The following is a 24112-nucleotide window of genomic DNA, read 5'->3' as shown; positions in this document are numbered from 1 at the left end:
ATTCGAGAGCCCTGTCTGCGTTGGATGGCTACAGTTGCCGATCGACAGGCCCATTGGCACGGCCGCTCCATACGGAGACTACGAGGCGAAATGACTGAAGTGGTGCGTGACCCCGACGTTGGGTTCTTTGATGACCAACTCACGAGGGAAGCCGTCGCTAAACTCGCTGCCTGTAACCGTCTGACATTCTTTGTTGGAGCGGGTGCCTCGCTGGATCTGAATTTGCCGACTTGGTCGGCTCTGGTTTCAGATCTTCTAAAAGATACAGTTTCAGCAAGTTTTGGGCCGGATAGTCCAGTCGAAACGATTTGCACTGAGCTTGTAAATCAACTTTTTCAGGTACCCGCTGCGTCGGTTATCGATTCGCTACTTTTTGACCGGGCTCGTGCATCACTATCGGGAAAGCCAACACGCAACGCTATCCATGCGAAAATGCTATCCATTCGAAACGAGCGTCTTCGCGACAGCCTCTATAAGCATGACAGATTAGGCGATATTACAGTGGGGCCGACGCTGGTCGGCAAGATACTCGAACTCGCGATATTGTTGCGGCGTGCGGGTGTCGATGTTCATATCGTAACGACAAACTACGACAACGCGTTCGAGGAAGCTGCCCTGCACGAGCCCTTGTTCTCGATTATGTCTAAGGAGAAGCTTCGGCTCGTTCTGTTCGCCGAATCTCCACCTGAAGCGGGTGATCTTGAAGATGGTGACATTCCGGTGGTTCACATACACGGGTTGCTCCGCGCGCCTAGCGGGCACGCGGCAGCGGGACGCAACCCCATTGAGGGAAAGATCGTATTCTCTGAAGTCGACTATATAGACTGGGAGACTGGCGACTTCCGGACATATCTGACCAATAGAGTTCAATCAGGTGGACTGCTAACCGTTGGCGCCTCGCTACGGGATAACAACATAGTAGCTCGCCTGAGAGACGGGACGAGGTCCCATAACGAGCCGCGGTACGCGTTGATGCCCTCGGAGTCTGAGTTCAAATATCTTTCGGGCAAAAAGATCGCTGAAAAGTATTGGATGCCGTTCGTTGAAATGGCTGCGCGCCGGGGTTTCATATTCGGCGTATCGATACTGAGACCAGATTTCTACGGCCAAGTCTTCCAATTTCTCCAAGAGTTAGGGGTAAACGTATCGTCGAGGATAAATCCTGGTACAACCTATGTTGAATACCGCACAAGAATTAGGCAATGGGCAAGTGCTTGGTCTACTGTCCGTGAAAGCGACGAACCAGGTATGCGTGGCAACATTGAGATTTCCTGCAGGGCCTTAGCGGTCAAGTTCGAGGCCCTGCCGCAATTTGACCATTGCAAGGTCGAGGTCTGGGCGCGCTGTGAGCCAGATGATCGGACAATGAGACGCTGGTGCTCATCGCAAAGCACTTGGAGACCTGACGCTTGGCCACATACGGCGCCAATTCGGCCACTCAGTAAGCAGAACGCGATCATGGCTTTCACCAGCAGGGGAACGGTGATCAATATGACACCCGGTGGGGTGGATCGCCGTTGGACGCACTGCTTGGCCGTGCCGATCTTTCTTGATGGCGAGCCTTGGCTGGGCTTACCCGTTGGAGCCTTGGAGATTTTGCTGCACGGATCTGGCGCAGCTACCTCAGATGAATGCCTCAATTACCTTCGGGCGAACGCGACACCTTGGGTGAAAGAGGCATCGAAACTAGGTGAAAAAATCTTGACACCAGAACCTTGGGTCGATTGATTCTAGACCTTGTCCATTTTTGCGTCATCGACTCGCTTGAGGGCGGACACAAGCCAACCCGATGACTGCGGCGTTGGACCTCGGTACACGACGAGCCCGTCAACGGAAGTTACAGTCAGGTCCGACTCGGTACCGCTGGGTACATACCGCACGGGGGCGTATGTCTCAGGTGTTGAAGCTGTTTCGCCAGTTGACATGTCAACGCTCCGCAACTGTGTCGGAAGGGGCAGCGACACACGTCGCTGCGGCCTTAGCGACTGGTCGGATTCGTCCGGGATGCCCGTATTCAGTTGTTCCATTACCCCCAGTTAACAACGTCTCTCCTTCAAAAACAAGCTCTGACCTGCGGTTTTCCTTCAGATGAAAGTTACCATCTGCGATGAGTCCCATTATCCTCGCACACCTTCTTGGGCTAGTCAGCGTGTCGGTCCCACGCGATGAAGAACATTGGTTCATAATGCTCTGTTCCCACCCCACTTGGGTGTTGCGGCGTCACAAGCGAAGGTATACCGATACTACAAGTATTTGTATTATTTGTAAGGTGGACGCGCTGGAAGGGCCGTCGAAGATCAGCGACAGTCGCCAGGTGGCCTTGCCAAAGCGTCTGATGGACAGCCTTGGATGGGATAAGGGCGACTACGTGATGTTCCGCCTCTCAGATGACGACCCCGAGGTCATGAAAGTTGTGCTCGAATCGGTCGTCCTCCGTCAACTACGTCACGGCGAGGACGCGGAGCGCATGATGCGCATGACAACGCGGACGGAAACAGATGTGGACGAGGCATCATCAGGTCGCAGCTGATCCCTAGAATCATCGAGGTGGCCATCGACAAAGACCTGATCCTCGTCCGGATTCAGGAACTTGCGGCAGCCAACGGCGGTAAGCCCCCTGGCCGTGAACGTTTCGCTACCGAGACCGGTATCTCGGACAGCACATGGCGTGGCCGGTACTGGATCACGTGGAGCGAGGCAGTAGCCGAGGCGGGCTTTGCTCCGAATGTCATGAACATCCAGAAGCTCGACGACGATAGCTTGCTCCGGGAATTGGCCCTTGTAACACGCAGACTCGGCCGGTTCCCAACCGACGCACATCTCAGGATGGAACGGCGCAACAACCCAGACTTTCCCAGCGAGAAGGTCTTTGCGAATCGGCTGGGCAAGAAGGCGAATCAGGTTGCGCGCCTCCGAGCGTTCACGCAGTCGATTGACGGCTTCGCCGATGTCCTCGAGATCCTTGTCCACGAGCAAGTCGCCGATCAAAAGTTGTCCGACACAACCTCAGACGATACGCACGGCTACGTGTACATGATCAGGTCGGGCAAGTACTACAAGGTTGGCTTTGCGAGCCACGTCGGCCGACGGGAATATGAAATTGGCCTGCAACTCCCGGAAAGAGTCGAGTTGATCCATTCGTTTGCCACCGATGACCCTGCGGGCATCGAGCGCTACTGGCACCAGCGCTTCCGTGACCGGCGACGAAATGGAGAGTGGTTCCTGCTCAGCGCTGCCGACATCGCAGCCTTCAAGCGTCGGCGCAAGTTCATGTAACCAGTGCCGGGCGCCAAGCGGCTAGCGAGCGTTGACGACGACGTTGCTGTCGGCATACCGATCACGTGGCTCCAAGAGTTCGATGTCGTCCACGAGAGTTGCCAGCAGCTTGTCGTAGGCCGCGCGTACCGCGGTCATGCTGCTCTCTTGGATGGCGTCGCCTTCTTGGAGGGTAAATAGTTGTTCCCACTCGGCACGCCAGGGCTGTCGCGAGGCTTCGCGGCGTCGCACAAATCCGCTGCATATGCGTGCGTCTGCACCCCAGCGGTTGTGCGTGGTGAAGCAGACTCCAAGGAAGTCCTGATACGCGGTGACGGCGGCCTGGCTGAACAGCGGAGCGACAGAGTAAAACAAGCGGTCGGCGTCCCGCTTGATCGCGATCACGTCCGGCGGCGTCAGCTCTTTCCATCGGCCGATGAAAGTCAAGTAACACATCAGATCGTTCAACATCGGCGCGAGTTGCCCGAAGTACTCCAACCGCGCCTTGATCAGCTCTTGGTTGCGCCACTGGCTGGCTTCGAAGAGTTTGAGTCGGTGGTTCAGCTTGTAGCCAATGATGGCTACCACGATAGGCACTGACACCGCGGCCACCGTTTGGATCAGATTAAGGATCATCATGCGATGGTGGCACGTCGGACGGACACGCTTGCCTAATGCATTCGCCAAGGACTTTGGCCACCGCACCCCACACGTCAGTGTTCCAACGATGTAGCAACAGGGCCGCCACCGCCACCGCGGTCCTTTTCCCCGCGAGCGTGCGTGTTTGTACGCCGGCACGCCGCTACGGCTGTCATTCTGCGCACGCTCGCGGACGACCGGCTCAGTGCAACGTAGGTGCGTACCGCAGCACCGCGCCGACGCCGTCGGCCGGAGCCATCCGCTCGTCCGTGCGGACCAGTGACGCCCCGACCGATATCGCGAACATTGGCAACGCCTCGTCGGCGCGTAGCGTCTTGGCGGGTGCGGCGCCATGCTCGGAGAGCACATCAGCGTTGGGCGCGACGGTGGTCAGGCATTCGTCGGCAACCACGCTGGCGTCACCCATATCGCCCACGATCAGGGTGTCGACCGCTCCCTGTCGCAGCGCAAAACAGACGGCCCCCAGACCCTCGGCGGCCCGCCCGGAACGACGGCCGATCTCTGCGCAAAATCTTTCCGCGGCGTCGCCGATCTCGCTTAGCTGCCTCTTGAGGAACCAGGCCTCGATAGCCTCTTGCACCTCAATGAAGTCGTGCCCGCTATGGCGCGCACCAATCTGCAGCGGCACCGCACGAGCGAGCACCCGTTCCGGCAGTGCTGCCAGCAGGTCTGAGCGCGATCGCACCTCGCCAACCACGAAGAACGCGTCGATCGCCATGGTGTCGACCAGCTCGCTGACGCGGTCTGCGACAGCGCGCACGTTCTTGCGCGCAGCTTCCTCAGCGCGAACCTGCGGGTCGCCGTACCACGCGGATTCGGCTCCGGAGGCCTTGTGGATCGGGTAGCCGCCGCCATCGACGACTTCGGAGCCCAGTGTGCCGTCGTTGCGGACCGTGATGTCGGCGCCGGCGTGGTCGACCTCGACCAGGATGTAGTTCGGAGGGTCGAAGGCGTTCTCGAGGATCGGGACGATATAGGGCAGCTCGGACACGCGGACCACGGTCGTGGCGGTCGGTCGCAGCAGATGCTCGTTGACCACGACACCGGTAGCGCCAGCGATTACCGCGCGCCCGCTGCGGCCAATCGGCGGACGCAGCCCCATCACGGCGCGCTCGATGTCGGCGGTGACCGATCGGGCGGCACCGTGGCGCTCCAGCTGTTCGCGCAGTGCGCGCCACTTGAGCTCAAGCTGGTCAGCGGCGTCGTGGGTGTTGTGTGAGTCCTCGAAATACACCGACGCGAACGGCCCTGGCGTTTCTAACAAATCGCGGAATCGTCCGGAGTCCATACCACTTCGGGTTGCCCGCCCGGTGGGCCGACAAACGCCCCTAACGCCGCGGGATCGCCGCGGTGATGGTGTTCATCAGGGCGCCGTAGCGCCCCGCGTCGGGATCGCGGCCCGGCTTGCCGCTGCTGATCAATCCGGCCGCCAGGCCGCGCTCGGGGTCTGCCCAGACCGCGATGTTGACCAGGCCGAGATGACCGAACGCGGCCGGCGCGTTACGCCCGAACGGCCCGTATCGCGTTGATCCCAGCATGAATCCGGTACCCCACCGAAGCGGCATCAGCCCGGTGGCGAAATCCGGCCGCAGGCGCCGGCATTCCTGCACGGCACCCCGCAGCGTTTCCGGGCTAATGACCCGAACACCGTCGAGTTCGCCGCCGCGGCGCAGGATCTCCATGAACCGCGACAGTTCGTTTGCGGTCGACACCGTGTTTGACGACGGGATCACGGTCGTCAGATAAAGCCGTCTGTTCGTGTAGGGGATGATCTCGTGCATGGTCCCGGTGATGGCCCTGCGAAAGATCGCGGCGATCACCGGCGGTAGCGGCCGTCCGGTGGCATGGCTGGGCGCAACCAGTGGTAGATCTTTCGGGGCGACGCCGTAGTTGGTCCATCGGAAGCCCAGCGGGTCCAGGATCTCGGTGGCCAGTATTTCTCGAATCTCTTTACCGGTGGCCGCGTAGACGATTTCACGCACCAATGGCCCCCAGGTCAGGGCGTGGTAGATGTGCACCAATCCCGGCCGGTAGAGCGGTCGCAATTCGCCGAGTTTCTGACGAGCGTACTCGTGATCGTCCGCGCGGGTGACGTCCGGCAGCGGTCCGGTCGGGAACGGGACGCCCGCGCTGTGCGTCAGTACGTGCCGGATCGTGGTGCGGTGCTTGCCGTGACTGGTGTAGCTCGGCAGGTATTCGCAGACCCGGTCATCGAGTGCGAAGACGCCCCGTTCGGCCAGCATGTGCATCACCGTCGCGGTGATGGCTTTTGCCGCCGAGTACGCGCAGAACGGTGTGTCGGTCGTGACCGGGATTTTCTCGGCGTCGGGTTCGTCGGTCGGGGCGTTGCCCCACCCGTGTCCGATCGCGCGGTTGAGCACCACGCGTCCGTTATGCCGGATGCACAACTGGATCGCGGGATGCATGCCGGCCTGATACCAATGCCGCGCGGCCCGCCAGATCCGTTCGACGGCCGCGACGTCGATCTCGGAGTGGTCTTCTGCACCGATCGCGGTGACGGCGTCCAGATCGGCCGGGACCCGGATCTTGCCGTCTGGTGTCATTGGCGCCACGTCCGCGAGACTACGTGCCGATGTCCCGCAACGCCGAGCGAGCCTTATTCGCCAGTGAACTGCGGCGGCCGCTTGGCGAAGGTTGCCGAGATGCCTTCGGTCAGATCCTTGGACGGCAGAAACGCCGCGTTCCATGCGGCGACATAGCGCAAGTTCTCCGAGACCGCGGAAGTGCGTTGCTGGTCAAGCACGTCCTTGATGCCGTAGACGGCCAGTGGTGGATTGGCTGCGATCTCGGCGGCGGTGGCGTGCGCGGCGGCCAACGTAGCTTCGGCGTCTGCATAGACGTCGTTGACCAGGCCGATTTTCTCGGCACGGGCCGCGTCGATGTTCTTGCCCGTCAACGCCAGTTCCCGCAGGTGTCCGTCACTCAAGATCAGCGGTAGACGGGCCAAGCTACCCATATCGGCGACGATGGCCAGCTTGACCTCGCGTACCGAGAACTTGGCATCGGCACTGGCGTAGCGGATGTCTACCGCGGAGATCAGGTCGACGGCGCCACCGATGCACCAGCCCTGCACCGCGGCGATGGTGGGGGTGCGGCAGTCGGCGACGGCGTTGATCGCCTTCTGCATCCGCAGCACCTCGGCGTGGAAGTCGGCGCGGGGTCGGGCCAGAGCGCCTTCGGCCATCAGCGGGGCGAACGTCCCGCCCATCGCCGGCACGTCGAGACCGTAGCTGAAGTTATTGCCCGACCCGGTGATGACGATGGCCCGCACCTCACGGTCGGCGTCCAGCGTTGCGAACACCTCCGGCATTTCCGACCAGAAGGCGGGACCCATCGCATTGCCCTTGCCCGGCCCGATCAGTGTCACCTGAGCGACCTGGTCTTTGGTTTCGACGGTGACGGATTCGTATGTTTCACCCATGCCCAGACCGTAGCGTGGCGAATATGCCCTCAGATTTGCGACCCGGACCAGATTCCCCACCCGCCGACGAGCTGGCCAGCGCCGAAGCCTGCCTGGGCGTGCTGCAACAAGTCCTGCACACCATCGCCAGCGACGACATGTCCAAGCAGACGCCGTGCTCGGAGTACGACGTGTCGGACCTAACCGGGCATCTGCTGAACTCGATCATGGTCCTCGGCGGCATGGCGGGCGCCGACTTCTCCATGCGAGAAAACACCGACTCCGTGGAGCGTCAGATCGTCGGCGCCGCCCGGCCAGCTTTGGACGCGTGGCACCGCCACGGCATGGAAGGCGAGGTGTCGCTGGGCCCCGGCTCGATGCCCGCCCAGGTCGCCGTCTCGGTGTTTTCGATCGAATTTCTGGTCCACGCCTGGGATTACGCCGTGGCCGTGGGACAGGACTTCAAGGCCCCGGATTCGTTGGCCGAATACGTGCTGGGGCTAGCGCAAAAGCTCATCAAGCCGCACGAACGCATTGCAGCCGGTTTCAATGCCCCGATCGACGTGCCGGATAGTGCCAGCGGGCTGGACCGGTTGCTCGGGTTCACCGGCCGCCACCCGGTGCGCTAGTGACGGCCAAAGCTCCTACACCCGCTCCAAGTAGATGTACCGGCCGTTATCGACGACGCCTTTGCCGTTCATGATGCCCATCATCGGTAAATCCAGCTTCGGGCGAACCGCAGGAAGGCGTCGTTTTCCTCGGGCGCACCGATGGTGACCCGGACACCGTCGGTGCCGTACGGGCGGACCACGATGCGCGCGTTGGCGGCCTGCTCCGCGAAGTCCTGGGTGCGTGGTCCCAGGGGCAGCCAGACGAAGTTTGCCTGCGACCGGGGCAGCGTGAACCCGGCGGCTCGCAGCTCGGCGCTGACGCGGGTGCGCTCGGCGACGACGGCGTCGGTGCGGGCCAGCAGTTCGTCGGCGGCGTCCAGCGAGGCTATGGCGGCGGCCTGCGACACGCTCGTCGCGGTGAACGGCACGTAGACCTTGTCCAGCGCGGTGATCACGTCGGGTCGGCCGACCGCGTAGCCGACGCGCAAGCCGGCCAGTCCGTAGGCCTTCGAGAAGGTCCGCAGCACGACGACGTTGCCGTGGGCGCGGACCAGGCCGAGGCTGTCGGGTGCCATGCCGTCGCGGATGTACTCGACGTAGGCCTCGTCGATGGCGATCAGGATGTGCGGCGGCACCGCGTCGACGAAGCGGGTCAGCGCTTCCGGCTCGACGACGGTGGACGTTGGGTTGTTGGGGTTGCAGACGAAGATCAGCCGGGTGCGGTCGGTGACCGCGGCCAACATTGCGTACAGGTCGAAGGTGTGGTCGGTCAACGGCACCTGGATGGGCGTGGCGCCGGCGACCAGGACCTGGGGCGGATAGAGCTCAAAGCTGCGCCACCCGAAGATCACCTCGTCGTCTACCGAGGCGGTGATCTGAACGAGCTGCTGGCACAAGCTCACTGAACCGCAACCGACGGCGATGTTTTCGGATGTGAAATCTGGGCCCACATGCGCGGCCAGCGCCGTCTTGAGCTGCGCGCAGCCGTTGTCGGGGTAGCGGTTGATCGCGTCGGTCGCGTGTTCGATAGCAGCGCGGACACTGGGCAGCGGGCCGAAAACCGTCTCGTTGCTGGCCAGTTTGATGGCGCCGGGCACGGTCTTGCCGGGAACGTAGACTGGCAGCCCGGCCAGCTCGGGCCGAAGGCGGGCAGTCACGTCGACAGCATATGTTGCCGCTGTGTACGCTATGCCTCCGGCGGCTGCGGGATTCCGGAGTCGGGTAACCTCAGGAAGTCCATGGAGGCGTGCCAGAGCGGCCGAATGGGGCTCACTGCTAATGAGTTGTCCCCCTTCAAGGGGACCGGAGGTTCAAATCCTCTCGCCTCCGCCACGCGACAACTGTGACAACTGAACATCGGCGCCCGTAGCTCAACGGATAGAGCATCTGACTACGGATCAGAAGGTTGGGAGTTCGAATCTCTTCGGGCGCGCTCGTTACCAGCTTCTGGCGTCCGTCCCGCCGTCACAACGGCGTCCAGCTGTCCCATCGCTTGTCGAAGTCGACAACCACCTGTGAGAACTGGGCGCTGCTGATGATCTCGCGGAAGTGATCTTGCCAGCCCCACCAACCGCTGATCTGAAAGTCGTGCTGGTACCAGCTGAGCTTGTAGTTGATGGGTATGGGTTCGCCCTTGTTTTCCGGCGCAAACACTGCGATTGCCAATAGGCCGAGCCCGGTCGCCGCAGGCAGCTGGATCTTTCCGTCCCGCCAGATGCTCAGCTTTGCGTCACGAGATCCATGGCGGGTCAGTTCGAAGCCGTTGGGCAGCTCATCGTCATGGCCGTGGCTGCGGCGATGGATGCCCCACAACACGTCGGCGATGTCGGGACGGCTATCGGGCAGATCCGACTTCACCGCTATCGGGAAGCGGGTCTTCTCGAAGTCGACACCTGGCGCCGCCATCACGTGGAACATGTCAAGCCCATCGCGGATCGTGCGCCTGAACCGCGTTGCGATTCCCTGCTGCGGATAGCGCTTCTTCGCGGTCCCGTTGACGGCATCGCAGGCGTGAAACACAGCGGTGTCCCAGTCCTGCCTCGCCCAGTGGTCGAGCGCTTGTCTGACGGAATTCCCCACGGTCACACAGCAGAGGCTAGCGATGCGGGGCGAGAACCGTCCCGAGCGGTGCACCAAGACCACGCAGTGTGTCGCGACCTCAAGGCATGGGCACATGCGGCGGCACGCCAAATTCCAGCTTTACGCACTCGGACGGAGTGAAACCTCTTTGCAGCGATTGGGAAGCCTCGCGTTCCGTTATTTTCAGACGGCGCCGACGCCGCCACGACGTCCATAATGGAGCGTTTCCGAGCGACTTTAGGCCGATGCGGCCGACGGCGGGTGAAATTGAGCGAATGGACGTCCGCAGCACGCGCTGGTGCCTTGCTGGCACTACATACCAGCTGGTCAGTGCCGGCAACCGTGCGATGCCGACGTTGTCAACGGCATTTACGCTGGCGTGAACACTCTTTGTCAAATAAATTTACATAGCCGAGATCACTGATAACAAATATATAACTATAAAATCTCGTTTTAATAACGCGCGACCGATTATTAGTGCTGTCGAATACGATCCGTTATCTTCCATCAAATCCCGCAAAGAGCAGAGGTAGTGCCATGTCGTTTTTGTTTACACAGCCGCAGGTGCTGGTAGCCGCGGCGGCGGATTTGGCCGGTATTGGGTCGACCATCAACGCAGCCACCGTGGCCGCGGCAACGCCCACGACGGGAATGCTGGCCGCGGGCGCAGACGAGATCTCGGCCACCATAGCGGCCATCTTCGGGGCGCACGGTCAGCGGTATCAAGCGATGAGCGCTCAGGCGGCCGCGCTACACAGTCAGTTCGTGCAAGCGCTGAATGCGGCTGGGGCAGCGTATGCCAGCGCTGAAGCCGCCAACGCACTGCCGCTGTAAAGCAGCAAGGCCGGGTTAGGGCTGGTTCTCGATAAGGTTCAGCGCTCTTTCGAACAAGTGCACCGTGGCCGCGTGGAGTTGGTCACCGACTTCCTTCTCGGCTTTGCCCGCGCAGGCCCGGGCCAACGTGCCCTCGATCACGATGCCGAGCTTGAAACATGCCAGCACGGTGTACCAGGTGATGTGCGACAAGTCGCGGGTGGTGTTTTGCGAGTACCGCTGCAGCAGGTCGTCGGTGCTGGCCAAGCCATCCTGTCCACCAAGGGCGTGGCTGAACACACTGGAGCCGTCGGGCTGGCGCCAGGTGGCCAGCAGCCAGCCCAGATCCAGCAGCGGGTCGCCGATCGTGCACATTTCCCAGTCGACAATGGCGACCACTTCCGGCCCGGTGCGCGAGAACATCACGTTGGCGGCGTGGTAATCGCCGTGCATGATGCCTGGCGTCCAGGCGGTTGGTCGATGACGCTCTAGCCACTCGGACACCTGCGCGATGCCCGGGATCTCGGGCCCCGGGTAGCCGTCGTACTCCTGATAGGACTCCAGTTCGGAAAGCCAGCGCGGCACCTGGCGTTCCAGGAAGCCTTCCGGTTTGCCAAAGTCGGCGAGACCGACGGCGACATAGTCGACGGCACCGAGCTTGGCCAGGGCGTCGGCCATGGACAGCCCCATCTGGAATCGCACGCTGGGGTTGCCCGCGTGCAGGGGTGGTAGGCCTTCGCCGGCGTTGAATCCGTCGACGGGCTCCATTAGGTAGAACACGGCATCACCGAGCACGCTGGGGTCGGCGCAGGTGGCAATCAGGTGCGGATGCGGCACGTCCGAACCGGCAAGCGCCGCCAGCACCCGGGTCTCCCGCAAGATCACCGTGTTGCTGCGTGCCCGCAGGTGCTGCGGGCCCCGGCGCAGCACGTAGGATCTGCCGGATCTGGTGAATCGCAGCATGACGTTCTGCGTTCCGCCGGTCACCGCGGCGACGTCGTCCAGGGGACCCTCGCCCAGTCCCTGCTCGGACATCCATGCGGCAACGGCGTCCAGGTCCACGGGCATCAGCCGGTGGCGCGCGGGGTGTATCGGATCGTCTGAACCCAGATCGCGCCGTCCCGGAAGATGAAGGTGTCGACACCGTCGTCTACCCGGTTGAGCACCGAGTTGGCGGCCCACTCGAGAAAGAGCACATCGCCCTCGAAGATCTGGGATTTCAAGTCCCACACCGCATTCGGCAGATCGTCGAGTAGCTTGACGAACACCTTCCGCACGCCATCCTTGCCACGTGCGATCCCTGCCGAGGTGATCACCACGGAGTCGTCGGCGTAGTCGGCGACGATCGCGTCGAGATCGCCCGTGGCGAGTGCCTTGCCGTGGTGGGCGAATACTTCCTGCGGAGTACGTGGCGGGCCATTTGTCATCGGACTCTCCTGCAAACCTGTCGACCGTCTGGGAAAAAGCGTAGGGCACTCTTGACGTCCGGTCCGAGCCCTCGGCGACTGGAAGAATAGGTGGATGCCGCGTACCGACAACGACTCCTGGGACATCACCCAGAGCGTGGGAGCCACAGCGCTGGGTGTGGCGGCCGCTCGAGCCGCGGAGACCGAGAGCGACAACCCACTCATCAGCGACCCGTTTGCGCGCGTGTTCGTCGACGCGGCGGGCGACGGGATGTGGAGCATGTTCGCCAACCCCGAGTTGCTGGCCGGCGCGACCGACATCGAACCGGAAGTGCGGGCTCGGGTACAGCTGATGATCGACTTCATGGCCACGCGCACAGCCTTTTTCGACGAGTTCTTCCTGCACGCCGCCGACGCCGGCGTGCGGCAGGTGGTGATCCTCGCGTCGGGGCTGGACTCGCGCGCGTGGCGGTTACCCTGGCCCCACGGAACCGTCGTCTACGAACTTGACCAGCCCAGGGTCCTCGAATTCAAGACCGCCACGTTGCGCCAACACGGCGCGCACCCGACCTCGACACTGGTGAGCATCCCGATCGACCTGCGGCAGGACTGGCCAAAAGCCTTGCAGGAAGCGGGGTTCGACGCGTCACGGCCCAGCGTGTGGTCGGCCGAGGGGCTGGTGCGTTATCTGCCCGCGCGGGCCCAGGATCTGTTGTTCGAACGCGTGAATGCACTCAGCCCGGCCGGCAGCTGGTTGGCTTCCAACGTTCCTGCCGAGGGTTTCCTTGACCCCGACCGGTTGCAGCGCCAACGCGAGGACATGCAGCGTATGCGTGCCGCGGCCGCCCGGCTCGTCAATACCGAGATAACGGACTACGAAGACCTCTGGTACGCGGAGGAGCGCACGCCGGTCGCCGATTGGCTGGGTGACCATGGCTGGAGTGTGTCAGCGACAACGTTCGCAGACCTGATGAGCCGCTATGGCCGCAGCTTCCCCGAGGATCTCGAAGATCTAATACCACCAACACTTTTCGTATCAGCACAGCGTACCGCCGCCTGATCGTCAGGTCGATGACTGCAGGCCTTCCACGGTATCTTTAATCGCCGCGATCGCGTCGACGGGCGTGAGGTCCTGGCCTTGACTGTTTTGTCCGAGTTGTGGCCAGCCGCCGCCGTCGGGTCCGCGCAGTTGGTCCCAGATCTCGCGGACCTTCGTCAGCAATTCGGCTTGTTCCTCATCGGTGAGCGCCATCAGCGGTCCTCCGTTCGTTGTGATGCCGCAGGCGGCGGCAAACTGTTGCGGCGTCAGCCCGTCGGCAGAGTTCATGTCGCACCGGCCGAACGGTGGAGCGCCCTGCGGCAAATTCGGGCTGTAACCCTGGCCGTCGGTGTACTGGTGCGCAACCTGGCCGGGAAGGTTCGGATTCGACCCGTAGCCGGCTCCTATGACGCGCAGGCCCGGTGGGCGCACCCGCCACATGTTGAAAAAGTCATAGGCGTTGGCGTATCCGATGATTCGCGCGGCGGATCCCGCATATCCGGCGAGGTTCCAATAGAGCTGGTTGATCCAGCTGGACCCGTCGCCCGGCGGGTTGCCGCCCGATTCGACGTCGAGCATTAATGCCACCCGTGGGTGCAAGCCGCCTTCGGCGTCGATCATCGAACGCACCGTGTTGGCGTTAGCCAGCCAGTTCGGGCGGACATAGGTGTAGACGATTCCGAACGTCAAACGCCTGCTGTCCAATGCGGCACGCATCCACGCATAGTTGCGCGCGAAGTTGTGGTCTCGATAGGTACCGTCGCAAACACGGATCGAGAGCACCTGGTATGGGTATGAATTATCCACTGGCACTTGGTATTCGGAGACGTCAGCGAACAGAGTGTCCGTCACTGAATCCAATCCCCCTTTGCCGCAACGCCTGGAAGAGTACTCGGTATTGTCGTCGCTATGGCTGATCGACCCGCGCAGGTCGGCGATGTGCATCAGATCGCCGCGTCGATGCCGCACGTGCAGCGCCTGGAAGGGCCGAAGGGCAACAGCATCTATCAGGTGGGTGGCAAGTCGTTCGTGTTCTTCCGGACCCCGCAGCCGGACGCGATCGATCCGGTGACCGGCGACCGCTATACCGACGTGATCATGCTGTGGGTGGAGTCGGAAGGTGACAAGCTGGCACTGACCCAAGATCCCGCGTCGCCGTTTTTTACCACCGCCCACTTCGACGGGCATCCTTCGGTGCTCGTGCGGGCCAGTCGGTTGGCGGAAATCAGCGTCACGGAATTGACCGAACTCATTCAGGACGCATGGCTGTCCCGTGCGTCAAAGAGGCGGGCCACGGCCTGGCTGGCAGCGCAACATCCGTAACGCGGCTGTTTCGACTGCGGTTAATTACTCGCCCGCGCATGTTTAGACATAGATGCGAGGGGTATCTGGCCAGCATACGGGAATTTTCTCGGACTCAATGGAGGTCACGATGCGCGGTCGCGGAATTCTCGGGGCGGTTGTGCTGGTGTGGCTGCTCATCGGCGTTGTCGCTGCGTGGCAGCGCAACTACTTCAAGGGTAATGAAACAACTTGCGCCTCAGCGGGAACCGTTGCCGTGACGGTAATCGCCGGTCCGTTGAACTACTTCGGTGTCAATCCGAAAGTAAAGGATTGCCGGTTGCCGCAGCCCAGCGCAATGCAAATTGTGTTTAAGTCGTCTATGTAAAGGAATTCGCCATGATTGTCGTCGGTGCGATCTTGCTAATCCTCGGATTTGTGTTTGGGATTCATCTGTTGACCGTCCTGGGCGTCGTTTTGCTGGTGATTGGTGCGGTCATGTGGGCCCTGGGCGCTATCGGCCGCCCCGTTGCCGGCCGACGCTACTGGTACTAGACACGCAGCGTTTCACAGCTCGCGCATAGCAATGGCATAGCCTCGCCCAAGACGGTGGCGCATACTGGAATCCGTGACCGCCCCTCGAACCGCTGTTGAGCGGGTCGTGATGTGCCGCGCTGACGGCAAACCGGTCAATGTCCTGGTCGTCGACGACGAGCCCGTTCTCGCCGAGATGGTGTCGATGGCGTTGCGCTACGAGGGCTGGAATATCGCCACCGCCGGTGATGGTTTGTCGGCCATCGCAGCGGCCCGCGCCGAGCGACCCGACGTAGTGGTACTCGACGTGATGTTGCCCGACATGAGCGGCCTCGACGTGCTGCACAAGTTGCGCACCGAGAATCCGGGCCTGCCGGTGCTGCTACTCACCGCCAAGGATGCCGTGGAAGATCGCATCGCCGGGTTGACCGCAGGGGGTGACGACTATGTCACCAAGCCGTTCAGCATCGAGGAGGTCGTGCTACGGCTGCGGGCGCTGTTGCGGCGCACGGGCATTGCAACGGTCGACAGCGGCGCCCAACTGGTGGTCGGAGATCTGGTGTTGGACGAAGACAGTCACGAGGTGACGCGCGCCGGCGAACCGATCTCGTTGACCTCCACCGAGTTCGAACTACTGCGGTTCATGATGCGAAACTCCAAGCGCGTGCTGAGCAAGGCTCAGATCCTGGACCGCGTGTGGAGCTACGACTTCGGCGGGCGGTCCAACATCGTCGAGCTGTACATCTCCTACCTGCGCAAGAAGATCGACAATGGTCGTGAACCCATGATCCATACGCTGCGCGGCGCGGGCTATGTCCTCAAGCCGGCCCGCTAGGGCGCCACGGGTCTGGTCGCTTCGACTCCGGCTCTTGGTCGGCCAAGTCGTCGTGCTCGTCATCGTCTGTGTCGGAATCATCGGGGCGACGGAACTGGCGCTGCACCACCACCTGTTGGCACAGCTCGATAGCCAGCTCGCCGGGACGTCCTACCGCTCGGCGTTGATGTATCCCGAACGGCGACGCGACGCGCACATATTCTTCAGGCCGGGCCCGGGCCCGAGATTCCTCGATGCCCCGGGCCAGCCGGCCGGCATGGTCGGTGCCGTGGTCAATAAGGGCGAGACGGTGGACGCCGGCTATCTGACCAGCAGCGGCGCCCGGGCGGCGTTGACCCCAACCGCCCAAGCTCAACTGGAACAGATCGCCGGCAGCCGCACCCCGGTGACGTTGAACCTCGACGGGTTGGGCAGATACCGCGTGGTGGCCGCGCCGAGCCGCAACGGCGGCGACGTCATTGTCACCGGCCTGTCGATGGCGAACGTTGACGCCACGATGTTCCGGATGCTGATCATCTTCGGGATCGTCACCTTGGTCGCGGTGGTTGCGGCGACCACCGCCGGAATTGTCATCATCAGGCGCGCGCTGGCGCCGCTACGGCGCGTCGCGCAAACCGCCAGTGAGGTTGTCGACCTGCCGTTGGACCGGGGCGAGGTGCAACTGCCGGTGCGGGTGCCCGAACCCGATGCCAACCCCTACACCGAGGTGGGCCAACTTGGGTCGGCGCTCAACCGGATGCTCGACCACATTGCGGCCGCTTTGTCGACGCGGCAGGCCAGCGAGACCCGAGTGCGCCAGTTCGTTGCCGATGCCAGCCACGAACTGCGTACCCCGCTCGCCGCGATCCGCGGCTACACCGAACTGACGCAACGCATGGGCGACGACCCGGAGGCGGTGGCCCACGCGATGAGCCGGGTGGCATCCGAGACCGAGCGGATCACGCGCCTGGTCGAGGATCTGCTGCTGCTGGCTCGCCTGGATTCCGGACGGCCGCTGGAACGCGAACCGGTCGACCTGTCTCGCCTGGCGGTCGACGCGGTCAGCGACGCGCATGTCGCAGGTCCGGATCACCAGTGGGAGCTCGACCTGCCCGCCGAACCGGTGGTGGTCCCCGGTGATGCAGCGCGATTGCACCAGGTGGTGACCAACCTGCTTGCGAACGCGCGCATCCACACCGGCGCGGGCACCGTCGTGACCATGCGGCTGACTACCGAGCCGGCGCACTCAGTGCTGCAGGTTATCGATAACGGCCCCGGCATTCCGAAAGCGGTGCAGTCGGAGATATTCGAGCGGTTCGCACGCGGCGACACCTCACGTTCCCGCAAAGGCGGCAGTACCGGGCTGGGTCTGGCGATCGTCTCAGCGGTGGTCAAGGCCCACAACGGGACGATCACGGTGAACAGCTCGCCCGGTCATACCGAGTTCGCGGTGCGGCTGCCACTCAATGGGTGGCAACCGCGCGCTCGCCCGTTCTAGGTCGTCGCGTCGCGGTCAGGCTAGGAACAGGTCACGTCGATTTCGAACGGCTTGTTCACCGGCGATGTCGGGTTAGCCATGTCAACCCCGGTAGCGGTCCCGGTGATCTTGTAGCTGTTGCCATTCTTGGTCGCCGAGGCATTGCCCTGACCGGTACCGGAGGTGTATCCGAGCGTTACCCCGTTGACGTTGCCAAGCCCAACAGACTTCACCTCGGGGGGGTTGGCGTCGGTAAGCACGGCGGCGATGCCGGTCGCTGCACCACCGATCGCGATGTTGACGTTGCCGGCCGCCGTGGTGCACACGACTGAGCCGCTGACGTTCTGGTCCTTGCCGTCGATGATGACCTTGGTTCCCGAGGCGCCGCCTCCTCCGCCCGGCGCCGATGTGCCCGGAGTCGTGGTACCGCCACTGCCCGTACTCGACTTGTTGCTCGAACAACCGGAAAGACCCGCAGCCAAGATTGCTGCCGCGGCTACCGTGACCGTTAGTCCACGCTTCACCTGTGCTCCTTTGCCCGTTGTAGCGGTCCATCGGCATGAGGACCGTCCGCAGTATGCGGGTTAACTAGACCGAAGGTCTAGGTGCAGCGAAGAATTATTTTCCAGTTTGTCAGGTCTTTCGAGGTCGTCTTGCCGGGTAACCGGACCTACCGGGAGCTTTCGAAGGGCGCCGCGGTCATGGCAATGTGTTACTGGTGGACCACAAACCTGCTACAGCGGTAATCGAGTCAGCACATCGCGAACACTCGCTACCGTTGCATGACACAACGGATTTCGACGACGCCGATCGCGGATTTATTGCGGCCCTGTCCCCGTGCGTCATTAAGGCTGCCGACGGCCGCGTGGTGTGGGACAACGACGCATATGCATTTCTGCGCGGACCCGCGCCGACTTCGGTGCATCCCAGCTTGTGGCGGCAGTCGACGCTGGCGGCCAAACAGGGCCTGTATGAAGTGGTGCCGGGCATTTATCAGGTCCGCGGATTCGACCTTTCCAACATCAGCTTCGTCGAGGGCGACACCGGAGTCATCGTCATTGACCCATTGGTGTCCACCGAGGTGGCCGCCGCGGCGCTGACGTTGTATCGCACTCACCGCGGGGGTGATCGTCCCGTCGTCGCCGTGATCTACACCCACAGCCACGTCGATCACTTCGGCGGCGTGCTGGGCGTCACCAGCCAGGCAGACGTGGACGCCGGAAAGGTTGCGGTGCTGGCGCCGGACGGCTTTACGGCGCATGCCGTCCAGGAGAACGTCTACGCGGGTCCGGCGATGACGCGCCGCGCCACATACATGTATGGCACGCTGTTGGCGCGCGGACCGCTGGAGCAGGTGGGCTGCGGCCTCGGCCAGACCCCGTCGACCGGTGAGGTGGCCATCATTGTCCCGACCGTCGACATCCGGACAACCGGGGAGACGCACACCATCGACGGCGTGCGGATCGAGTTTCAGATGGCGCCGGGCACCGAGGCTCCCGCCGAAATGCACTTCTACTTCCCGCAATTCCGCGCGCTATGCATGGCCGAGAACGCCACCCACAACCTGCACAACCTGCTCACTCTGCGCGGTGCACTGGTGCGCGACCCGCGTGCCTGGTCGGGTTATCTCACCGAAGCGATCGACACCTTCGCCGATCGCAGTGACGTGGTGTTCGCTTCCCACCACTGGCCGACGTGGGGGAGAGCGCGAATCGTCGAATTTCTTTCGTTGCAACGAGATCTGTACGCGTACCTGCATGACCAGACCCTGCGGCTGCTCAACCAGGGTTACACCGGCGTCGAAATCGCCGAAATGTTCCAGATGCCACCGGCGTTGGAGCAGGCCTGGCATACCCGCGGCTACTATGGGTCGGTCAACCACAATGTCAAGGCGGTCTACCAACGCTATATGGGATGGTTCGACGGCAACCCCGCCCGGCTGTGGCCCCATCCGCCAGAGGCGCTGGCGGCCCGCTACGTCGAGGCCCTGGGCGGCATCGACCGGGTCGTCGAACTCGCCCAGACGGCCTTCGATTCCGGCGACTTCCGCTGGGCGGCCACGCTGCTCGATCACGCGATCTTCACCGACAGCGACCACACGGGCGCCCGCGGGCTGTATGCCGACACATTGGAGCAGCTGGCATACGGCGCCGAAAACGCAACGTGGCGCAACTTCTTCATGACTGGGGCCACTGAATTGCGCGTCGGCAACGTCGGCACCGCGACCCAAACAACCTCACCAACTTTGCTCTCCCAGCTGACACCGGAGCAGATCTTCGACAGCATCGCCATTCGGGTCAACGGCCCGCGCAGCTGGGACCTCGATCTCGCCATCGACATCACGTTCGCTGACTTGGCTACCAACTATCGGCTCACGCTGCGCAACGGTGTGTTGATTCACCGCAAGATTGCCGCTGACCCGGCTACCGCGAAGGTTACGATCAAGCTGGACAGTAAGTTTCGGTTACTGCTGGCCGCGAGCGGTGACTTCTCCTCGCCCGGGCTCGAACTGTCCGGTGACGCCACGGCCTTGGCGTCGCTGCTGGGTGCTCTCGACGACGGCAACCCGAATTTCAATATTGTCACACCTTAGTACCGCGAGCAGACGCAAAATCACCCGAAATCAACGATTTTCGGGTGATTTTGCGTCTGCTCGCGGTACCACTCAACCAAAGAGCCGGGCGATTTCGATGTAGACCGGGATCCCGATGGTGACGTTATAGGAAAACGTCAGGCCCAATGATGCGGCCAACGGCAGGGTGGGACTCGCCTCGGGAATTGCAAGCCGTTGCACCGCCGGGACGGCGATGTAGGACGCCGCGGCGCACAGTATTGCGAACAGGGCGTATGTACCAGGCTTGAAATCCGTGTCGCTGATCAGGGCATAGGCGTGGGTGACGGCGATCCCAAGCGTTGCAAACAGATTCGGCGCCAGCAGGCCGAAGACGATAAAGCCGCGGCCTGCCGACTTGAGGTCGCGCAACTTGCGGGCGGCCGTCATTCCCATGTCGAGCAGGAACAAGCACAGCGCGCCATGGAATGCCGACACAAAAAACGCGTCATCGTCGCGAACCACCTGAGTACCTTGCAGTCCACTGATCACGCCAATAACGACGCCGCCGAGAAGCAGTGCAAGCCCAGGGTTTAGGAACACTTCGCCCAAGAGCTGTCGGGAGACTATTCGCGGCCTGCCACGACGCTGGCGGGTTGGTCGCGCGTCATACGCCCGCTGCGCCGCCGCGCCGGGCCCCGCCCCGACCGGTTCGGTGTACCCAGGCTCGTCGGGCATCACTCCCGCCGCGTCCATCCCCTTGCGGCGGAGGCGGCCCACCAGGTACAGCGCCAGTAGGCAGCCCGGAATCTCCATGACGGCCAACATGACCGGCATGTAGGCGTCATAGGCCATACCGATACTGGTGAGGACGCCCATCAGGGTCGCAAAGCTGCCCGCTCCATCCGACGCGTAATAGCCGGCGACCGTGGCCTTGTCGACGCGCCGCATGGTCGTCATGTAGTTGAGCAGGAAGTAGGCGATCATGCCATTGGCAAAGTTCCAGACGAAACCCAGGACGACGAATCCGGCGATGTTGTCGATCTGCCATGGATCGATATGTGCTAGTGCCTCGCCTCCGCGCCAGCCGATGGCCACCAGTAAGTACATGGTCAGGCCCTGGTAGATGACGTACGGAATCTCGAACCGGACCTTCAGGACCGCCAGCAGGAACCCGAGGTAGAAGAACAGCAACAGCGGCTTGAAGAGGTTGTGGGCGAAGTTCTGCCAGAATTCGTGCAGCATCGACCCTCTCCTTGGACTTTGAGGGAGAGTACCTGCGACGTTAGGACACGTCGATGACGACTTTGCCTAGCACTTTGCGTTCGGCTACCTGCCGTAGCGCCGCCGGGGTTTGGGCTAACGGGAATCGCGCGCCGACATAGGGCCGGATCAGCCCGCCGGCGAACATTTGCGCAAGTTCTGCCGTGTCGCGGGCGGCTTCGTCGGGATAATCGCCCATGAAGGTGCGAATCTCCATGCCGCGGATGGTGACGTCCTTGAGCAGAACCAGATTGAGCGGAATCGCCGGGATGGTGCCCGTGGCGTAGCCGAGTGTGATGAACGTTCCACCGCGAGCGAGACCGCGCAGCGCCGGCTCCGAATAGGATCCGCCGACGGGGTCGATGACAACCCGGGCGCGGTCGCCGGTGAGTTCGCGGATGCGGGTCTTCAGGTCTTCCCGGTCGTAGTCGACGGTGGCCTCCGCGCCCCGCTGCCGGCATAGCTCAAGTTTCTCTGCGCTCGACGCGGCCGCTAGTACCCGTGCCTTCATGGCCGCCGCCAGATCGACGGCGGCCAGACCCACACCGCCGGCAGCGCCGAGAACCACCACCCATTGGCCTTCCGCGACTTGAGCGGTCGAGCGCAGCGCGTGATACGCGGTGCGGTAGGTGACGCCGAAAGCCGCGGCGGACCCGAAGTCGGCGTCGTCGGGCATGAGCATTGCTTGGTCCGCTTCGAGCAGCGCCTGCTCCGCGAACGCTCCGAAGGTGGTTCCGGAGACCCGTTGCCCCGGGCTAAATCCCGCGCCCTTCGGGTTGGGGCCGGCGGCCAGCACTTCGCCGGCGATCTCGTTACCCGGTATGAATGGCGGCGGAATTCGGACCTGGTATTTGCCGGCGATAAAGAGCACGTCGGGGAAGTTGACCGCCGCTGCACGTACCCGCACCAGGATTTGGCCCGGACCGGGGACGGGTTCGGGGACGTCGTCGAGAACCAGCTCTTCCGGCGGACCGTAGGCGCGGCAGACGATCGCTCGCATCAGCGGACCCCGAGCCCGCGCAGACAGAACCGCACCACATGCTCGATGTCGGCCGGGGCGGGCTGCTCCGAGGAACCCACATACCGGCGCATGGCCGCCACCGTGCAACCGAAGACCGCCTCGACGTCGCGACCGACGTCGGTGCTGCCCAACTCGGTGATCGGCTCGGCCAGCAGATCACGCAGCGGCCGCATCATTTCCTGGTCCGCGGCACGCCAATTCGTCCCCCATTTGGAGACCGTCAGCTGCCCGGCGGCCGCGCGGCTCATGCTGCTCAAATGCGGATCGGCGACCTGGGCAAGAGTGCCCTCGATCCAGCGCGCGACTCTAACCTCCGGCCTGGATTCCTTTGCCATCTGATGCTGAAGGTACGACACGACGATCGCCACTCCGCGCTCCATGACGGCAAGGATGAGATCGTCCTTGCCGGCGAAATACCGGTAGAACGCCTTGTTCGACGAGCCGGCCTCGGCAACGATGTCGCTGACCCGGGGGGCCTCGGGTGCCACCCGCTCCATTACTCGTACCGCAGCGGCCAGGATGCGTTCCACTTCCTCGGTGGCTTCGCGCTGGCGGTCATCCAGCGCCCGCTCGACGGCGGCGGCGACTCTGCTAACGGTCAAGGACCTCACCGTACTTGGCACGGGCCGCCGCACGCCGGACGTCCAGCATTTCGCTGGGCCACTCCGGGTCTTCAGCCTCGTAATCCTTGAGCAGCATCCGGGCCAGGTTGACCTTGTGCGCTTCGGTGGGTCCGTCTGCCAGGCCGAGCGCCACACCGCCGAGTAAGACGTTGACCAGCGGAAGTTGGTCGGTTGTTCCCAGCGCGCCGTGCACCTGGATAGCCCGCAGCCCAATTGATTTGAGCACTTGCGATGCCAGGATCTTACAGGCGGCGATTTCGGTGCGCGCGGCGCGCTCGTCGCCGTTGTCGATCAACCAGGCGGCGTGCAGCACGGCCAGCCGGAACGGCATTAGCTCGGTGTAGGAGTCCGCGATAAACTGCTGCACTAGCTGTTTGTCTGCCAGCGAGCTTCCTTGCGTGAAACGGCTTTTCGCGCGGCGCGACATCATCTCGACCGCGCGCTGGGCTACTCCGATCGACCGCATCGCATGATGCAGTCGTCCGCCGGCCAGCCGTGTCTGCAGGATTAAGAAACCCTGGCCGGGTTCGCCCAGCAGCGCGTCCGGGCCCACCCGGACCTCGTCGTAGCACACCAGGGAATGTCCCGGCTCGTGCGGCTGGGCGCCGACCAGGTGGTAGTTGGCTGCGACGGTCAAGCCGTTGGCTCCGGCCGGAATCAGGAACGTAGAGGCGCCCAGATGAACGGGCACGTCCGGATCGGTGATCGCGACGACGATAAAGAACGAAGCGACAGAAGCGTTGGAAGAGAAAAACTTTCGGCCGGTAATTACCCAGTCGTCGCCGTCGCGGACGGCACGCGTTGTGAAGACTCTCGGGTCGGCGCCGCCCTGGGGTTCCGTCATCGAGAAGCAGGAGAAGATCTCCCCGGACAGCAGTCCGGCCAGATAGCGATCCTTCTGCTCCTGGGTGCCGAAGCGAGCAAGGATCTCCGCATTGCCGGTGTCGGGTGCCTGTGTTCCGAACACGATCGGCGCCCATGAGCTGCGGCCTAAGATCTCGTTGATCAACGTCAGCTTGACCGCACCGAAGCCCTGCCCGCCAAGTTCGGGGCCCAAATGCGGGGCCCACAAGCCCTGGTCGCGAACCTGTTGTTTGAGTGGATCGACGATCCGTCGGCGCTCGTCGTTCAACGGCAAGAACTCACAGCCCGGGAATAGCACCTCGAGCGGTTCCACCTCCTCGCGCACGAACTCGCGGATCCAATCGAGCTTCTTCTCGAACTCCGGTTCGGTGGAAAAGTCCCAAGACATTCGAATGCTCCT

The 24112-nt window shown here is 62.8% G+C and carries 26 protein-coding genes and 2 tRNA genes; 14 read left to right on the top strand and 14 right to left on the bottom strand.

From position 1 onward, the window contains the following. Positions 1 to 90 precede the first annotated feature (90 nt). The 3 genes from AADZ78_RS26370 (at position 91) to AADZ78_RS26360 (ending at position 3276) form a co-directional block, all read left to right on the top strand. Positions 91 to 1728: an SIR2 family protein gene (locus tag AADZ78_RS26370; protein WP_169726379.1), complete on the top strand. Its 1638-nt coding sequence runs from the start codon at positions 91 to 93 to the stop codon at positions 1726 to 1728. Positions 1729 to 2269: 541 nt separating this feature from the next. After that, positions 2270 to 2530 (top strand): AbrB/MazE/SpoVT family DNA-binding domain-containing protein, encoded by a 261-nt coding sequence (locus tag AADZ78_RS26365; RefSeq protein ID WP_085252416.1) that lies wholly within the window; start codon positions 2270 to 2272, stop codon positions 2528 to 2530. A gap of 17 nt (positions 2531 to 2547) precedes the next feature. Further along, positions 2548 to 3276, top strand: coding sequence for a GIY-YIG nuclease family protein (locus AADZ78_RS26360; RefSeq protein WP_085252415.1), 729 nt, complete (start codon positions 2548 to 2550; stop codon positions 3274 to 3276). 21 nt (positions 3277 to 3297) lie between these two features. Here AADZ78_RS26360 and AADZ78_RS26355 read toward each other — a convergent pair whose 3' ends face one another. From AADZ78_RS26355 to AADZ78_RS26340, 4 genes are all read right to left on the bottom strand, one after another. After that, positions 3298 to 3891 carry a hypothetical protein gene (locus AADZ78_RS26355; protein WP_139828952.1) on the bottom strand — a complete coding sequence of 198 codons (594 nt, stop codon included), beginning with the start codon at positions 3889 to 3891 and terminating at the stop codon, positions 3298 to 3300. A 205-nt stretch (positions 3892 to 4096) separates the two neighbouring features. Beyond that, entirely contained in the window at positions 4097 to 5203 is a 1107-nt protein-coding gene (locus AADZ78_RS26350; protein WP_085252413.1) for a hypothetical protein, read from the bottom strand. 40 nt (positions 5204 to 5243) lie between these two features. Beyond that, positions 5244 to 6479, bottom strand: coding sequence for a lipase LipE (gene lipE / locus AADZ78_RS26345; RefSeq protein ID WP_085252412.1), 1236 nt, complete (start codon positions 6477 to 6479; stop codon positions 5244 to 5246). Between the two features lie 53 nt (positions 6480 to 6532). Then, positions 6533 to 7357 carry a crotonase/enoyl-CoA hydratase family protein gene (locus AADZ78_RS26340; RefSeq protein ID WP_085252411.1) on the bottom strand — a complete coding sequence of 275 codons (825 nt, stop codon included), beginning with the start codon at positions 7355 to 7357 and terminating at the stop codon, positions 6533 to 6535. Between the two features lie 23 nt (positions 7358 to 7380). Between AADZ78_RS26340 and AADZ78_RS26335 the strand changes: the two genes are divergently transcribed. Beyond that, a complete protein-coding gene (locus tag AADZ78_RS26335; protein WP_085252410.1) occupies positions 7381 to 7965 on the top strand; it encodes a TIGR03086 family metal-binding protein in 585 nt (194 codons plus the stop codon). Positions 7966 to 8045: 80 nt separating this feature from the next. Here the strand turns inward: AADZ78_RS26335 and AADZ78_RS26330 are convergent, their stop codons facing one another. Continuing rightward, positions 8046 to 9104, bottom strand: a complete 1059-nt coding sequence (locus AADZ78_RS26330; RefSeq protein ID WP_085252409.1) for a pyridoxal phosphate-dependent aminotransferase — start codon at positions 9102 to 9104, stop codon at positions 8046 to 8048. Positions 9105 to 9187: 83 nt separating this feature from the next. Between AADZ78_RS26330 and AADZ78_RS26325 the strand changes: the two genes are divergently transcribed. Both AADZ78_RS26325 and AADZ78_RS26320 read left to right on the top strand, forming a co-directional pair. Further along, positions 9188 to 9279 (top strand) — tRNA-Ser (locus AADZ78_RS26325). 27 nt (positions 9280 to 9306) lie between these two features. Continuing rightward, a tRNA-Arg gene (locus AADZ78_RS26320) sits at positions 9307 to 9379 on the top strand. Between the two features lie 32 nt (positions 9380 to 9411). Here the strand turns inward: AADZ78_RS26320 and AADZ78_RS26315 are convergent. After that, positions 9412 to 10032 carry a hypothetical protein gene (locus tag AADZ78_RS26315; RefSeq protein ID WP_085252408.1) on the bottom strand — a complete coding sequence of 207 codons (621 nt, stop codon included), beginning with the start codon at positions 10030 to 10032 and terminating at the stop codon, positions 9412 to 9414. A 531-nt stretch (positions 10033 to 10563) separates the two neighbouring features. Between AADZ78_RS26315 and AADZ78_RS26310 the strand changes: the two genes are divergently transcribed. After that, entirely contained in the window at positions 10564 to 10860 is a 297-nt protein-coding gene (locus AADZ78_RS26310; protein ID WP_085252407.1) for a PE family protein, read from the top strand. A 15-nt stretch (positions 10861 to 10875) separates the two neighbouring features. On the opposite strand, the gene AADZ78_RS26305 is transcribed toward AADZ78_RS26310, so the two are convergent. Together AADZ78_RS26305 and AADZ78_RS26300 are read right to left on the bottom strand one after the other, a co-directional pair. Further along, a complete protein-coding gene (locus AADZ78_RS26305) occupies positions 10876 to 11907 on the bottom strand; it encodes a phosphotransferase family protein (RefSeq protein ID WP_239656668.1) in 1032 nt (343 codons plus the stop codon). Then, the gene (locus tag AADZ78_RS26300) at positions 11907 to 12266 is read right to left on the bottom strand and encodes a nuclear transport factor 2 family protein (RefSeq protein ID WP_085252406.1); all 360 of its coding nucleotides are present in this window, start codon (positions 12264 to 12266) and stop codon (positions 11907 to 11909) included. Before AADZ78_RS26300 ends, AADZ78_RS26305 begins: the two co-directional genes overlap by 1 nt. A gap of 94 nt (positions 12267 to 12360) precedes the next feature. On the opposite strand from AADZ78_RS26300, the gene AADZ78_RS26295 reads away from it, so the two are divergent. Next, complete coding sequence (locus tag AADZ78_RS26295) at positions 12361 to 13305, top strand: class I SAM-dependent methyltransferase (RefSeq protein ID WP_085252405.1); 945 nt, start codon at positions 12361 to 12363, stop codon at positions 13303 to 13305. A gap of 3 nt (positions 13306 to 13308) precedes the next feature. Here AADZ78_RS26295 and AADZ78_RS26290 read toward each other — a convergent pair whose 3' ends face one another. Beyond that, positions 13309 to 14136, bottom strand: a complete 828-nt coding sequence (locus AADZ78_RS26290; RefSeq protein WP_085252404.1) for a hypothetical protein — start codon at positions 14134 to 14136, stop codon at positions 13309 to 13311. A 57-nt stretch (positions 14137 to 14193) separates the two neighbouring features. Between AADZ78_RS26290 and AADZ78_RS26285 the strand changes: the two genes are divergently transcribed. From AADZ78_RS26285 to AADZ78_RS26265, 5 genes are all read left to right on the top strand, one after another. Further along, a complete protein-coding gene (locus AADZ78_RS26285) occupies positions 14194 to 14607 on the top strand; it encodes an MmcQ/YjbR family DNA-binding protein (protein WP_085252403.1) in 414 nt (137 codons plus the stop codon). A gap of 97 nt (positions 14608 to 14704) precedes the next feature. After that, complete coding sequence (locus AADZ78_RS26280) at positions 14705 to 14953, top strand: hypothetical protein (protein WP_085252402.1); 249 nt, start codon at positions 14705 to 14707, stop codon at positions 14951 to 14953. An 11-nt stretch (positions 14954 to 14964) separates the two neighbouring features. Beyond that, a complete protein-coding gene (locus AADZ78_RS26275; protein WP_169726378.1) occupies positions 14965 to 15120 on the top strand; it encodes a DUF6131 family protein in 156 nt (51 codons plus the stop codon). A gap of 109 nt (positions 15121 to 15229) precedes the next feature. Further along, positions 15230 to 15934, top strand: coding sequence for a two-component system response regulator TcrX (gene tcrX / locus AADZ78_RS26270; RefSeq protein ID WP_085252401.1), 705 nt, complete (start codon positions 15230 to 15232; stop codon positions 15932 to 15934). Next, complete coding sequence (locus AADZ78_RS26265) at positions 15912 to 17411, top strand: sensor histidine kinase (RefSeq protein WP_085252400.1); 1500 nt, start codon at positions 15912 to 15914, stop codon at positions 17409 to 17411. The genes tcrX and AADZ78_RS26265 overlap by 23 nt, the downstream gene beginning before the upstream one ends. A gap of 20 nt (positions 17412 to 17431) precedes the next feature. Here the strand turns inward: AADZ78_RS26265 and AADZ78_RS26260 are convergent, their stop codons facing one another. Further along, complete coding sequence (locus AADZ78_RS26260; RefSeq protein WP_085252399.1) at positions 17432 to 17914, bottom strand: lipoprotein LpqH; 483 nt, start codon at positions 17912 to 17914, stop codon at positions 17432 to 17434. Between the two features lie 194 nt (positions 17915 to 18108). Between AADZ78_RS26260 and AADZ78_RS26255 the strand changes: the two genes are divergently transcribed. Next, positions 18109 to 19983 (top strand): alkyl/aryl-sulfatase, encoded by a 1875-nt coding sequence (locus AADZ78_RS26255; RefSeq protein ID WP_085252513.1) that lies wholly within the window; start codon positions 18109 to 18111, stop codon positions 19981 to 19983. Between the two features lie 72 nt (positions 19984 to 20055). Here AADZ78_RS26255 and AADZ78_RS26250 read toward each other — a convergent pair whose 3' ends face one another. The 4 genes from AADZ78_RS26250 to AADZ78_RS26235 are packed head-to-tail and all read right to left on the bottom strand — an operon-like array spanning position 20056 to position 24100. Further along, on the bottom strand, positions 20056 to 21186 hold the full coding sequence (locus AADZ78_RS26250; RefSeq protein WP_085252398.1) for a sodium-dependent bicarbonate transport family permease: 1131 nt from the start codon (positions 21184 to 21186) through the stop codon (positions 20056 to 20058). Positions 21187 to 21226: 40 nt separating this feature from the next. Next, the gene (locus tag AADZ78_RS26245) at positions 21227 to 22204 is read right to left on the bottom strand and encodes an NADPH:quinone oxidoreductase family protein (protein ID WP_085252397.1); all 978 of its coding nucleotides are present in this window, start codon (positions 22202 to 22204) and stop codon (positions 21227 to 21229) included. Then, the gene (locus AADZ78_RS26240) at positions 22204 to 22836 is read right to left on the bottom strand and encodes a TetR/AcrR family transcriptional regulator (protein WP_085252396.1); all 633 of its coding nucleotides are present in this window, start codon (positions 22834 to 22836) and stop codon (positions 22204 to 22206) included. Before AADZ78_RS26240 ends, AADZ78_RS26245 begins: the two co-directional genes overlap by 1 nt. Continuing rightward, positions 22817 to 24100, bottom strand: coding sequence for an acyl-CoA dehydrogenase family protein (locus AADZ78_RS26235; protein ID WP_085252395.1), 1284 nt, complete (start codon positions 24098 to 24100; stop codon positions 22817 to 22819). The genes AADZ78_RS26240 and AADZ78_RS26235 overlap by 20 nt, the downstream gene beginning before the upstream one ends. Positions 24101 to 24112: the final 12 nt, after the last annotated feature.

Source organism: Mycobacterium riyadhense, assembly GCF_963853645.1.
In the GTDB taxonomy this organism is placed as follows: Bacteria; Actinomycetota; Actinomycetes; order Mycobacteriales; family Mycobacteriaceae; genus Mycobacterium; species Mycobacterium riyadhense.
This window is presented reverse-complemented; position numbering and strand designations above follow the sequence as displayed.

What these genes read in the sequence shown, in the direction of transcription:
- AADZ78_RS26355 (WP_139828952.1), bottom strand. Translation starts at nt 3,891, where the DNA reads ATGATCCTTAATCTGATCCAAACGGTGGCCGCGGTGTCAGTGCCTATC.
- AADZ78_RS26305 (WP_239656668.1), bottom strand. Translation starts at nt 11,907, where the DNA reads ATGCCCGTGGACCTGGACGCCGTTGCCGCATGGATGTCCGAGCAGGGA.
- AADZ78_RS26350 (WP_085252413.1), bottom strand. Translation starts at nt 5,203, where the DNA reads ATGGACTCCGGACGATTCCGCGATTTGTTAGAAACGCCAGGGCCGTTC.
- AADZ78_RS26335 (WP_085252410.1), top strand. Translation starts at nt 7,381, where the DNA reads ATGCCCTCAGATTTGCGACCCGGACCAGATTCCCCACCCGCCGACGAG.
- AADZ78_RS26300 (WP_085252406.1), bottom strand. Translation starts at nt 12,266, where the DNA reads ATGACAAATGGCCCGCCACGTACTCCGCAGGAAGTATTCGCCCACCAC.
- AADZ78_RS26280 (WP_085252402.1), top strand. Translation starts at nt 14,705, where the DNA reads ATGGAGGTCACGATGCGCGGTCGCGGAATTCTCGGGGCGGTTGTGCTG.
- AADZ78_RS26235 (WP_085252395.1), bottom strand. Translation starts at nt 24,100, where the DNA reads ATGTCTTGGGACTTTTCCACCGAACCGGAGTTCGAGAAGAAGCTCGAT.
- AADZ78_RS26340 (WP_085252411.1), bottom strand. Translation starts at nt 7,357, where the DNA reads ATGGGTGAAACATACGAATCCGTCACCGTCGAAACCAAAGACCAGGTC.
- tcrX (WP_085252401.1), top strand. Translation starts at nt 15,230, where the DNA reads ATGTGCCGCGCTGACGGCAAACCGGTCAATGTCCTGGTCGTCGACGAC.
- AADZ78_RS26285 (WP_085252403.1), top strand. Translation starts at nt 14,194, where the DNA reads ATGGCTGATCGACCCGCGCAGGTCGGCGATGTGCATCAGATCGCCGCG.
- lipE (WP_085252412.1), bottom strand. Translation starts at nt 6,479, where the DNA reads ATGACACCAGACGGCAAGATCCGGGTCCCGGCCGATCTGGACGCCGTC.
- AADZ78_RS26310 (WP_085252407.1), top strand. Translation starts at nt 10,564, where the DNA reads ATGTCGTTTTTGTTTACACAGCCGCAGGTGCTGGTAGCCGCGGCGGCG.
- AADZ78_RS26245 (WP_085252397.1), bottom strand. Translation starts at nt 22,204, where the DNA reads ATGCGAGCGATCGTCTGCCGCGCCTACGGTCCGCCGGAAGAGCTGGTT.
- AADZ78_RS26370 (WP_169726379.1), top strand. Translation starts at nt 91, where the DNA reads ATGACTGAAGTGGTGCGTGACCCCGACGTTGGGTTCTTTGATGACCAA.
- AADZ78_RS26295 (WP_085252405.1), top strand. Translation starts at nt 12,361, where the DNA reads ATGCCGCGTACCGACAACGACTCCTGGGACATCACCCAGAGCGTGGGA.
- AADZ78_RS26275 (WP_169726378.1), top strand. Translation starts at nt 14,965, where the DNA reads ATGATTGTCGTCGGTGCGATCTTGCTAATCCTCGGATTTGTGTTTGGG.
- AADZ78_RS26250 (WP_085252398.1), bottom strand. Translation starts at nt 21,186, where the DNA reads ATGCTGCACGAATTCTGGCAGAACTTCGCCCACAACCTCTTCAAGCCG.
- AADZ78_RS26265 (WP_085252400.1), top strand. Translation starts at nt 15,912, where the DNA reads ATGTCCTCAAGCCGGCCCGCTAGGGCGCCACGGGTCTGGTCGCTTCGA.